11 protein-coding genes and 1 pseudogene are annotated in these 11,803 nt (G+C 46.1%); 11 read left to right on the top strand and 1 reads right to left on the bottom strand.

The genetic code is table 11. The annotated features are described in order from the left end of the window. The first annotated feature begins 164 nt into the window (after positions 1-164). The 4 genes from AACR41_RS16560 to AACR41_RS15060 are packed head-to-tail and all read left to right on the top strand — an operon-like array spanning position 165 to position 2,783. The gene (locus AACR41_RS16560) at positions 165-434 is read left to right on the top strand and encodes a glycosyltransferase family 2 protein (protein WP_223209857.1); all 270 of its coding nucleotides are present in this window, start codon (positions 165-167) and stop codon (positions 432-434) included. Beyond that, positions 392-1,033, top strand: a complete 642-nt coding sequence (locus tag AACR41_RS15070) for a hypothetical protein (protein WP_152550965.1) — start codon at positions 392-394, stop codon at positions 1,031-1,033. Before AACR41_RS16560 ends, AACR41_RS15070 begins: the two co-directional genes overlap by 43 nt. A gap of 48 nt (positions 1,034-1,081) precedes the next feature. Next, positions 1,082-1,978, top strand: coding sequence for a hypothetical protein (locus tag AACR41_RS15065; RefSeq protein WP_030006174.1), 897 nt, complete (start codon positions 1,082-1,084; stop codon positions 1,976-1,978). A gap of 4 nt (positions 1,979-1,982) precedes the next feature. Then, positions 1,983-2,783, top strand: a complete 801-nt coding sequence (locus tag AACR41_RS15060; protein WP_030006173.1) for a class I SAM-dependent methyltransferase — start codon at positions 1,983-1,985, stop codon at positions 2,781-2,783. A gap of 33 nt (positions 2,784-2,816) precedes the next feature. Here AACR41_RS15060 and AACR41_RS15055 read toward each other — a convergent pair whose 3' ends face one another. Further along, the gene (locus AACR41_RS15055; protein WP_045441456.1) at positions 2,817-3,992 is read right to left on the bottom strand and encodes a glycosyltransferase; all 1,176 of its coding nucleotides are present in this window, start codon (positions 3,990-3,992) and stop codon (positions 2,817-2,819) included. 219 nt (positions 3,993-4,211) lie between these two features. On the opposite strand from AACR41_RS15055, the gene AACR41_RS15050 reads away from it, so the two are divergent. From AACR41_RS15050 to urtD, 7 genes and pseudogenes are all read left to right on the top strand, one after another. Then, on the top strand, positions 4,212-5,471 hold the full coding sequence (locus AACR41_RS15050; protein ID WP_315862009.1) for a bifunctional folylpolyglutamate synthase/dihydrofolate synthase: 1,260 nt from the start codon (positions 4,212-4,214) through the stop codon (positions 5,469-5,471). Beyond that, entirely contained in the window at positions 5,455-5,844 is a 390-nt protein-coding gene (locus AACR41_RS15045; protein WP_030006170.1) for a hypothetical protein, read from the top strand. The genes AACR41_RS15050 and AACR41_RS15045 overlap by 17 nt, the downstream gene beginning before the upstream one ends. A gap of 6 nt (positions 5,845-5,850) precedes the next feature. Further along, positions 5,851-6,801: an ADP-ribosylglycohydrolase family protein gene (locus tag AACR41_RS15040; protein WP_030006169.1), complete on the top strand. Its 951-nt coding sequence runs from the start codon at positions 5,851-5,853 to the stop codon at positions 6,799-6,801. A gap of 219 nt (positions 6,802-7,020) precedes the next feature. Beyond that, positions 7,021-8,337, top strand: coding sequence for an urea ABC transporter substrate-binding protein (gene urtA, locus AACR41_RS15035; protein WP_030006168.1), 1,317 nt, complete (start codon positions 7,021-7,023; stop codon positions 8,335-8,337). 99 nt (positions 8,338-8,436) lie between these two features. Further along, positions 8,437-9,615 carry an ABC transporter permease gene (locus AACR41_RS15030; protein WP_030006167.1) on the top strand — a complete coding sequence of 393 codons (1,179 nt, stop codon included), beginning with the start codon at positions 8,437-8,439 and terminating at the stop codon, positions 9,613-9,615. A 36-nt stretch (positions 9,616-9,651) separates the two neighbouring features. Then, positions 9,652-10,821 (top strand): urea ABC transporter permease subunit UrtC, encoded by a 1,170-nt coding sequence (gene urtC / locus AACR41_RS15025; RefSeq protein ID WP_030006166.1) that lies wholly within the window; start codon positions 9,652-9,654, stop codon positions 10,819-10,821. Positions 10,822-10,830: 9 nt separating this feature from the next. Beyond that, positions 10,831-11,565, top strand: a pseudogene (gene urtD / locus AACR41_RS15020) (urea ABC transporter ATP-binding protein UrtD); the annotation flags it as partial. Positions 11,566-11,803: the final 238 nt, after the last annotated feature.

The raw sequence follows: 11,803 nt of genomic DNA, 5'->3' as shown, positions 1-11,803 counted from the left end.
ATTGTCTAGGTAAGTTTTGACTATATCGAAGCGTTCTTTAGGCAGTAGGCGATAGTAGGCGATCGCCAAAAATGATGACTGAGAGAGAAAACTCATAGACAAGGGTGGGTATTCTAGACTTATATCTTCAATCAAGCAAGCCCAACGTGGCCTCCACCCAAAAGATGCATGATCTCTATATCCTGCTGCCTGTTCATAACCGCTACTCGATTACGCAACATTTTATTCGGCATCTTCAACGACAAACTTTCCAAGACTATCATCTTGTTCTGCTGGATGATGGTTCCACCGATGGCACCGCAACAATGGTCGAAGCCTCAATTCCCAATCTTACAATTATCCAAGGTACGGGTGACTGGTGGTGGGCAGGATCCTTGCATCAGGGTTATCTTTGGCTAAAAAACAAAAATTTGACTATAATCCCGTCATCTTAATCATGAATGATGACACTGAATTTGACGCTGATTTTCTTCAAAATGGATTAAGCCAAATCAAAAATAAATCTAATACACTACTTATGGCTGAATGCCATCAAAAAGGAAATATCGGCAAAGGAACAAAAATCAATTGGCAACAGTTCAAATTCCGCCCAGTACAAAATAATGAAACTCCGGACTGTTTTTGCACCAGCGCCCTTTTCCTTCAGTGGCAAACCTTTGAAAAAATTGGAAGCTTCTACCCTAGATTATTACCCCATTATATTTCTGATTATGAGTTCACTTATCGTGCTAAACGTAAAGGATTTCAGCTTTTAACTCATCCTGACGTGATTATTAACTGGGATAATGAAAATACTGGACATCACCATTTAAATAATTTTATTGAATCTACTTTTCGGCAATCTTTACAAAAATTTTTCTCGCAAAAATCTGCCCATAATCCAGTGACTTTTAGTATTTTTATTTGGTTGGCTTGTCCGTGGCATTTAAAATTGTGGAACTGGAGTATCGTTTGGACAAAAGCTTTTGTAAAAATATTTTACCTTCTTTGGCGAACAACAGTCTCTAAACCCACAAGTTTAATCGTCCACTAAAATTTATAAATACGGAAAATCTTTACGAGATCTTAAAAGAGACAGCTAATGCAGACCCCCGTTGCTTTTTTAGTCTTTAATCGACCTGATACGACCCAGCAGGTCTTTAATGCCATTCGTCAGGCTAAACCCCCAAAGCTTCTCGTTGTCGCCGATGGGCCAAGGGGAACCCACCCCGATGATATTGAAAAATGCGCTGCTGTCCGAGCAATTATTGATACCGTAGATTGGGACTGCGAAGTTATAAAACGTTATTCTGATGAGAATCTTGGAAGTTATAAAAACAACTCAACTGGCTTAACTTGGGTTTTTGAACAAGTCGAGGAGGCGATTATTCTAGAAGATGATTGCTTGCCAAATCTAAGCTTTTTTCGTTTTTGTGAAGAGCTATTAGGATATTACCGAAACGATACCAGAATAGGATTAATTTCAGGGGATAACTTTCAATTTGGTCGTAAAAGAACAAAATATAGTTATTACTTCTCCCGGTATACGCATATTTGGGGATGGGCAACATGGAAACGAACATGGAAATATATGGACCTTAAAATGAAAAATTGGCCAGAACTAAATAATTCGTCTGATTTAAGGTCTATTTTTTCTGATTCTAATACGTATAGATATTGGATAAATAAATTTCAAGCGATGTATCTAAGGAAAAGAAAGCCTGCCTGGGATTATCAGTTAATGATTGCGGCATCATCTCAGAATTTATTGACAATAATTCCAGAAATTAATCTGGTTTCTAATATTGGTTTTGGATCAAGGGCAACTAATACAAAACTAGAAAATAGTCCCTTTAGTAATATGAAGAGTGAATCTATCAATTTTCCTTTAAGACATCCTAGGTACATTATTCCTAATTTTAAAGCGGATCAATTTACACAAAACTATAAGTTTGGCTTTTGGCCTCGCGTCTATAGAAAACTCAGAAATTTAATCTAAGAAAATGAATCTGCAAGAACAATGTCCAGTCTGTACTGCCCAGCAATCAAAATATTTATTCCCCGTTAAAACAGGGAAACTGGTGAAATGTAAGAATTGTCATCTCATCTATTACACTCCACAACCCTCACCACAGGAACTAGAAAAATTTTATAACTCCGAAGCCTATCGTAGCGAATTCTCTGGAAGCCTAATGTCTGGCACTGAATTTGCGACCAACAGATATTTACAGTTTGAAAGTGCACTCAAAAAGTATGCCCCACAGATTTTAAGACAATCTTCTCGAAAGTTACTTGATATCGGCTGCGGTACAGGTGATTTTTTGAAAGTTGCCAAACAATATAACTGGCAGATTTCAGGAACAGAAATATCCCCAATTGCATCAGCTAAAGCAAATCAGCTTCTTGGGGAAACTTGTGTTGCTACGGGTGATGCTTTGTCTCTAGAATTACCCTCTAATCACTATGATGTGGTAACCCTATATCATGTTATTGAACATTTACTCAATCCTAATACTTTAATCCAAAAAATCTATCAACTGCTTAGACCAGGTGGCATTTTCTTTATTGAAACACCAAATATTGCTGGATTCGGCGCTAAGCTTAAAGGCCATAGATGGTCTCAGATAAAACCCCCAGAGCATATTATTTATTTCCAACCCAGTTCTTTGCAATATTGTCTTCAACGTGCTGACTTTAAAACAAATTTTATCTTTACCGCTTCTCCGTCTGTTATCGAAAGTACCCAAAACATGCCTTCTATAAAAAGAAAAATTATTAATGCTTGCTATGATTTTTTCCTTTAATAAATATGGGAGCATTACTACAATCTATTTCCATTAAGCCTCAATAAGACTTCGATATATTTCCAAGAGATAATTAATATTTTGATCAGCAAAATAAATATCATCTAAGTTTTCTAAAACTCTTTGCTTAAGTGTAAGCCATTTTTCTGGATTAGCTTCAATAAAAAATAATGCTTGTGTCAAAGCTTTTTCATCACTTGCTGGATAAGTTAAACCCGTAATTTCATTTTGGATTGCATAGCTCACGGAGCCGATATTTGAACCAATCACTGGTAAAGACTGACTATAAGCTTCCAAAATTGTTAAGGGAAAACCTTCATACCAAATAGACGGAAAAATTAAGGCGATCGCCCCTTGCATATATTGAATAACTTCTTCCCGCGTTCTTTGTCCTAAATATTGAATTTTATGATTCTCAGAGGCATATTGTTCCACTACTGACTGTAAACTACCACTGCCGACAATATATAAAGGATATTCAGATTTTAAATTTTGATATGCATTTAATAAATTTAGAATTCCTTTTTCTGTTTCTAGTCTGCCAACAAAAAGATAATATTTTCCAAAGTCAATAGTTTCAAGTCGCTTAGTCTCGCCTTGAAGAAAATTGGGTTTTAAATAAATTTTTTCCGCAGGAATCCCCATCTCAACAAGCTTATTTCTAACGAATGGACTTACCGCAATATAGGCAGTTATAGTTTCTGTCCAAGTTCTCAATAAACGGTGAACTTGTAACATCAATGCAACCGTTACTGTCTGTAATCTTGAATTTCGATAACATTTATAATAAATACTAAATAGTAAAGACCTATTAATGCATATCTCACAGGGGCTATTATTCCGAAAAAAAGTTCCTTTAGGGCAACTCAAACGGTAGTTTTGAATTGTAACGACCGTTGGAATTGTTCTCTTTTTAGCTGCATAAAAAATGGATGGCGAAAGCAATGGTAGAGTATTATGGACGTGAATGATATCTGGTTTAAAATCATCAATAATCGCTAAAAGCTCCCTGTAAGATTTGCTAGACCATATTGTACTAAGTGCTAATCTTATGGCATCTAAAAAATCACCTACGTCGATGTCTTTATTGTCCTTCGTCCAGACTTGAATAGAATGATTGCTCTGTTGTAATAAAGCAACTTCTTGATCAAAAGTAGAGTCTTCTCCTGCTCTATTACGATATCTATTATGAATAACTAAAATTTTCACTTGGCTTTTTAGTCAGAAAATTACAGCTTAAAGTATTTTTTCACATTCTTCCCAAACAGCCAGGCATCGACCAAGGCTTATCAGTCGGTCTCTGTGAGATCGAGCCAGTAGCGGAGTTCCGTAAAACAGCATTAACCCAGATTTTGGAAATTTCCCATACACAAATACATTATAGTCTGGGGATATTGTCCCAAATTTTTGATATTCACCATGAGCCAAGTGGCGATCGCCAATCTCCTTGAAACCTTTGAACGGTTTGGCATTAACCTCGGTTTAACGCGCATTACCCAACTATTGGCGAACCTTGGTCATCCAGAGCGCCAAGTACCGATTCTCCATGTGGCGGGCACGAACGGGAAAGGGTCGGTCTGTGCTTATTTGTCTTCCATTTTGGCGGCGGCGGGCTATCGGGTCGGGCGGTTTACGTCACCCCATTTGGTGGACTGGACAGAACGGATTTGTTTGAATAATCAGCCGATTCCTTCCGAGCAGTTACTGACGGTTTTGGAACAGGTGAAAGCAGCCATTGATCCCAACCAAGAAACACCGACCCAATTTGAGGTGATTACGGCGGCGGGATTTTTGTATTTCGCCCAGGAACAGGTAGATATTGCGGTGATTGAAGTGGGTTTGGGGGGACGCTTGGACTCGACGAATGTTTGCGATCGCCCCCTCGTTTCTGTCATTACCTCCATCGGCATGGATCACTGGCAACGGTTGGGCAACAGTTTAGATAAAATTGCCGGAGAGAAAGCGGGCATTTTAAAACAAGATTGTCCGGCGGTGATTGGAGAAGTACCGGAGATCGCGGCGAAAGTGATTCGTGAAAAAATCAGTGAGTTAAATTGTCCAGCCACCTGGATTCAATCCGCCCAAGCCATTTATCCCCCTTCAGGAGAGGGACAGAGAAGGAGGATAGCGAAATACGGTGATTTTGAATATTTTTTGCCGCTTTTAGGGGATATTCAACTTCATAATTCGGCGATCGCCATTGAAACTATTTATGCGTTGCGCAAACAAGGTTGGCAAATTGCCGATCAACAATTGCGCGATGGCCTTGCGAAAACTCGCTGGGCGGGTCGCATTCAATGGCACCAATGGCAGGGGCAAAAAATTCTCATTGATGGCGCTCACAATGGCGTGGCGGCGGCGGAATTACGCAAATATGTAGACACCCTCCCCCAACCCGTCACTTGGGTCATGGGAATGCTCTCCACCAAGGATCACCAAAATGTCCTCCAAGCCCTCCTACGAGACGGGGATCACTTGCATCTCGTACCAGTGGGGGGTCATAGCAGCGCCGATCCCCAGAGTTTAGCAATGTTGGCCCAGGTGATTTGTCCGGCCCTCGCCTCCTGTCAAACCCATGAAACCTTATTTGAAGCCCTTGATCAGGCGATCGCCTCCCCCCACACTAGGGTGTTATGTGGTTCGTTGTATCTTTTGGGAGAATTTCTAAGTTATGCAGCCAAAATTTAAAACCCGCAAAGCCTGGAATCAGGCCGAAATGCTACTCCAACCAGCTTTTATTCGGGTCGTCGATAATTTCCGTGCTCAATTAGAAGATTCCCCCTGGACTGGGGAGTACGAAGATATTCAAGACCCCTACCCTGGCTACGTTTTGCGCCTCAAGAAAGACCACATCGAAACGACGGTTAATATCTGGGATCTCTGTTATCAGATCTGTTTTGTTGCCTATCCCACCGGAGCCCTCGTGGAAAATGGCTGTGCCGTGGAAATCGATGAAACCCTGTTCGAGGCGTCCGGGGCCGTGGATTGGCAAAAACTGGAAGCGAAAACCCAACAGTTGATCCACAATATGTTTGAGCAATTTGATCACTTAGGGGGGTAATCGTTGATGGTCACGCAAGTGCAGATTCACGGGGGATTATTGGGGCTTTGTGTGGGGGATGCCCTGGGCGTGCCTGTGGAATTTTCTGAGCGCAGCGCTCGACAGCAGGACCCTGTGACAACGATGCGGGGCTATGGCACCTACAATCAACCCCCTGGCACTTGGTCGGATGATAGTTCCCTCACCTTTTGTCTGGCCGAGGCGATCGCCGAAGTGGGTCTGGGCGAAGAACTCCCCGAACATCTGGGCCGCAAGATGGGTCTCTGGCTCAAGGAAGCCTACTGGACACCCCACGGCGAAACCTTTGATGTGGGCAACACGACCGCTGCCGCAATTCACCAAATTTTAGCGGGTATCAATCCCCTGGAAGCAGGTGGGGTCGGGGAGCGGAGTAATGGCAACGGCTCCTTAATGCGTATTTTGCCCCTCGCCTTTTGTGGTGAGCGACTGCCCTACGCCGATCTTTTGGATCTCGTGCACAACATTTCCTATCTGACCCACCGTCATCCCCGTTCCCTCATTGCCTGCGGCATTTATATTTCCATTGCCCTGGAACTGTTGCAGGGGAAGAGTATTGAAATTGCCTACCAGCAAGGGATACAACGGGCCGAAGAGTTTTATCGCGATTCCATCTACAAGCCGGAACTCAGCCACTACCAGCGTATTTTTGACGGAAATTTAGCAACATTGCCCATCCATGAGCTTCAATCGAGCGGTTATGTCGTCCATGCCCTCGAAGCCGCCCTCTGGTGCTGTTTAAACCATGAAAACTATCAGGATACGGTGTTGGCAGCGGTGAATTTGGGGGACGATACCGATACCACAGCGGCGATCGCCGGGGGGTTGGCCGGACTTTACTACGGCCTCGACAATATTCCCCCTGATTGGTTGGCGCAAATTCCCCGGCGGGATGACATTCTCCAGTTAGGCGATCGCCTCTTCAGGGCTATCTGCTGACCGAGCAGGGGCAAGCAGTCCATTTTCTTTAATGTAAAGTTAAATTAATTCTTCTCCATTAACAAACCCTTGAATCAAGCGCATCGGCACTTTGTATCAAGTGTCACATTTTTTTAGGGGCGGGACTTTTACACTGCAAAGCTTAAACACGACTTAAACTTTTAAGCTTCTTTCCTCCCACACACTATCCCAAAGCCCCTTGAGAAAATCGCATTAACCATGAGTAATCTCGGAAGACGTAAATTTATTCTCTACAGTTCCGCCGCCCTCGGTTCCAGTATTCTCCTCAAAGCCTGCGGCCAACCCACAGAAACCCCTGATACCCCCGATAGTGGCAGCACAACCTCAACCCCCAGTGGTGACACGATCAAAGTTGGCATTCTCCACTCCCTCAGTGGCACCATGGCCATTAGTGAAACCACCGTGGTCGAAGCCGAACAACTCGCCATCAAAGAAATTAATGCCGCTGGTGGCATCAATGGTAAACAGATTGAGGCCATCATCGAAGATGGTGCCTCCGACTGGGATGTCTTCAAAGAAAAAGCCGAAAAACTCATTGACCAAGATGGTGTCGCCGTCGTTTTTGGCTGCTGGACTTCCGCCAGCCGAAAAGCGGTTAAAGATGTCTTTGAAGCAAAAGACCACATGCTGTTCTACCCTGTCCAGTACGAAGGCCAGGAATGCTCGAAGAATATCTTCTACACTGGGGCTGCCCCGAACCAACAAATCGAGCCCGCCGTGGATTGGCTCCTCGAAAATAAGGGCACAGAATTTTTCCTCGTCGGTTCTGACTATGTATTCCCCAGAACCGCGAACACCATTATCAAAGCCCAGTTAGAAGCCAAAGGTGGCACCACGGTCGGCGAAGACTATCTCCCCCTCGGTAATACTGAAGTGACGCCGATTATCACCAAAATCAAAGCAGCGCTTCCCAACGGCGGCGTGATTTTCAACAGCTTAAACGGTGACAGTAACGTTGCGTTCTTCAAACAAATTCGCGATGCGGGCCTCACCCCGGAGCAATATCCGGTCATGTCGGTGTCGATCGCCGAAGAAGAAGTCCGTCAAATTGGCCCCGAATATCTCACGGGTCACTATGCGTCTTGGAACTACTTCCAAACCGTGGAAACCCCTGAAAATGAAAAGTGGGTGGCAGACTTTAAGGCGGAGTATGGTGAAGACCGGGTGACCAATGACCCCATGGAAGCGGCCTACATCATGGTCTACATCTGGAAGCAGGCAGTAGAAGCGGCGATCGCCAATGGGGCGACCGATGCCTATGACCTCGAAGCCGTGCGGAGTGCCGCCATTGGTCAAGAATTTGCGGCTCCCGAAGGCCCGGTGACGATGAATGTTAACCACCACCTCTCAAAGACCGTGCGCATCGGCCAAGTACGGGAAGACGGGATGTTCGACATCGTCTGGGAAACCGACGGCCCCATCGCCCCCCAAGCCTGGAACCAGTATGTTGAATCCACCAAAGGATTTGCCTGTGACTGGAGCGACCCCACAAAGGGTGAAAAATATGCCATCTAGGGTTTAACGCCCAGATGTTTTCCGGGAAAGCTGGGATTCCGCCCTACAGAATCCGGCTTTCTCGCGGTTTTATTGCGCGTATTGTGGTGGGTTTGCCCTGTGACAGAACTTTTAATCGGTATTTTTAACGGAGTCAGCATTGGCTCTGTGCTTTTGGTTTCGGCCTTGGGTTTGGCGATCGCCTTTGGTTTGATGGGGGTGATCAACCTGGCCCATGGCGAATTAATGATGCTGGGCGCCTACACAACCTTCGTGGTCCAAAATGTATTCCGGGGGTTCGGAGAACCTTTTTTTAATCTCTACATTATCTTTGCGATTCCCCTGGCTTTTTTTGTCGCCGCCGCAGTAGGCTTTGGCCTAGAGCGGGGCGTAATCCGCTATCTCTATGGCCGTCCCCTCGAAACCCTCTTGGCCACCTGGGGGGTTAGCCTAATTTTGCAGCAGTTTGTCCGCAGTGTGAACTGGGCGATCGCCTTCGGGGTCATTGCCTTTCTCCTTAAAGATGTGATCCGCTGGGCCGTGCTCCAAGCTTTAAATCTCGCCAAGATCCAATCTGCGACCCTAAAAACGTGGCTGGATAAATTAAACGTGGTTGCCGCCTTTGCCCTTGGTTTTGGGGTGATTTTCGCGGTTAATCTGACGAAAAATGACGCCCTCACAAAGCCGTGGTTTAGTGCCCGAAATGTGGATGTGACTGCGCCGCAATGGCTCCAGGGGGGACTTTCCCTGGGTTCCGCCCAACTGCCCTACAGCCGCATTTTTATCATCGTCTTGACCCTGATCTGTCTGGGGGCAATGTACTGGTTTTTGAACAAATCCAACTGGGGCCTCCGAATCCGTGCCGTCACCCAAAACCGTGAAATGAGTTCCTGTTTGGGGATTCCTACGGCTCGCGTTGATGCTTTGACCTTCGCCCTGGGGTCTGGTTTAGCCGGGATTGCCGGGGTGGCGATCGCCCTGTTGGGTTCCGTCGGGCCAAATACTGGCCAAAACTACATCGTCGATGCCTTTATGGTGGTCGTGGTAGGGGGCGTTGGTAATTTGCTCGGCACCATTTTGGCGGCCCTCGGTTTGGGGATTATCAACTATCTCATCGGTTCTGGCACATTTGTTACCGTTTTTACCTCTCTCCAAGCCCCACAATTTCTCTTGGATTTGGCCACTTTTTTTGCCACCACCAGTATGGCGAAAGTGATGACCTTTGTGATTATTATCGGCTTCCTCCAGTTCCGGCCTGCGGGTCTCTTCCCGCCGAAAGGCAGAACCGCAGAACTATAAGCCCTTGTTCCGATAGCCCAGCCCATAAACAGCACCATGAATGTAGGTTTAACCCGACGTGACCAGCGCAAACAACAGCGCACCAAACTTCTCATTGAGGGAGCAATCATCCTTGCTCTGGTGATCATTACGATGGTCATCTTGCCCTTGATTTTGCCGGAATTTCGCCTCAAACTCGTGGGGCGTTTTCTCTCCATGGCGATCGTCGCCCTGGGGATCGACCTCATTTGGGGCTACACTGGCTTGCTTAGTCTTGGCCAAGGGATTTTCTTTGCTCTCGGTGGCTATGCCCTGGCGATGCACCTCAGTTTGCAACTGCCTGATGGTGCCATTCCCGAATTTTTTATGCTCTATGGCGTCGAAAAATTACCCCTCTTTTGGCAGCCTTTTTACTCGCTACCCCTGACTCTGATTGCCATGGTGCTGGTGCCGGGGATCGTTGCGGGGATCTTGGGCTATCTTGTCTTTCGCAATCGCATTAAGGGGGTTTATTTTTCGATCATCACCCAGGCGGCCTTGTTGGTCTTTTTCAATTTTTTCAATGGTCAGCAAAAACTGATCAACGGCACCAACGGTCTCAAAACAGATACCGCCGTTTTCCTAGGGCAGCGGGTCGGGGATTCAGGGATTCAGTTGCTGTTTTATGAAACAACGATTGTGGCCTTGCTGTTGGTTTATCTCCTTTGTCGCTGGCTAACGAGTGGTCGCTTTGGTCGGATGTTGATCGCCATTCGGGATGATGAAACGCGGGTGCGGTTTACGGGCTACGATCCCACCTGGTTTAAGGTAGTTGTTTTTGCGATCGCCGGGGCGATCGCCGGAATTTCCGGAGCCCTTTATACGGTGCAAAGTGGGATTATCACGCCGAACTACATGGAAGTGGCCTTTTCCATTGAGATGGTGATCTCCGTGGCAGTGGGGGGCCGGGCGACCCTGATCGGCGCAATTATTGGCACGATTTTGGTCAATTTTGCCCGCATTTATTTGAGTGAAAGCTTCCCAGAAATTTGGCTGTTTTTCCAAGGGGCGCTGTTTTTAATCGTGGTGACGGTGCTCCCCGACGGCATTGTGGGCTGGGTGCGGGATGTTCTCTGGGTCAAGGTGGCCCGTCTGTTGGGGATCGGACAACCAGTGAGTTATCCGGCGATCGCCGATGATCCCGATGTGCAAAATATCCAAGAAGACCAATTAGTGACAAAGGAGTAGGGCGAGGCCATGGAAAATATCTTGGAAATTGAGAATTTGACCGTTAACTTCGATGGCTTTAAAGCCCTCAATAACCTCACCTTCCGCATGGGTAAAGGGGAGCTACGGGTGATCATTGGCCCCAATGGTGCGGGGAAAACTACGTTTTTAGATGTAATCACCGGCAAGGTTAAACCCACCACAGGCAAAGTCAAATTTAAAGGTAAAACCATCAGCGGTCTCCCAGAACATAAAGTGGCCCGCCTCGGCATTGGTCGCAAATTTCAAACGCCTCGGGTCTACCAAAATTTAACGGTACGCGAAAACCTAGACCTCGCCTGTAATCGCCACAAAAACGTTTTACCTACTCTTTTTGGGGGAACCAAGGCCACGGAAAGAACCCAAACCCTAAGTCTTTTAGAAACCATTGGCCTCACCGAAAAAGCCGATATCCAAGCGGCCTGGTTAGCCCATGGGGAAAAACAGCGTTTAGAAATTGGCATGCTCGTAGCCCAGTCTCCGGATCTGTTGCTGGTGGATGAACCCGTGGCAGGTTTAACAGACGAGGAAACGGAAAATGTCGGTAATTTACTCCTTGCCCTCGCCGAAAGCCATTCCCTGATCGTGATCGAACATGATATGGAGTTTGTGCGCCAGATTGCGCGGCAAGTAACGGTACTGCACCAGGGTTCTGTGCTCTGTGAAGGCAACATGAATCAGGTACAAAACGACCCCAAAGTGATTGAGGTTTATCTGGGGGAAGCGCCCACCGTCACACCGGAGCAAATGAACCTGATTCGCATCGCCGCCAGTATGGCCTGGGCCGATGGTAACTTTGCCCCGGAGCAGAAACAGGTGATCCTCAGTCGCCTGAGTGAGCAATTTACCAACGACAGTCAGCACCAGGCGCAACTGCAAGGGGAACTCGAAAATTATCTGGCGAGCAATCTGCCCCTAGAGCAGTTGACAGATACCCTAACCACGGAAAACGAAAAATTACCGC

The organism is Picosynechococcus sp. NKBG042902, assembly GCF_963864045.1.
In the GTDB taxonomy this organism is placed as follows: domain Bacteria; phylum Cyanobacteriota; class Cyanobacteriia; order Cyanobacteriales; family MRBY01; genus MRBY01.
The sequence above is the reverse complement of the archived record's forward strand: the minus strand, read 5'-3'. Positions and strand labels throughout refer to the sequence as shown.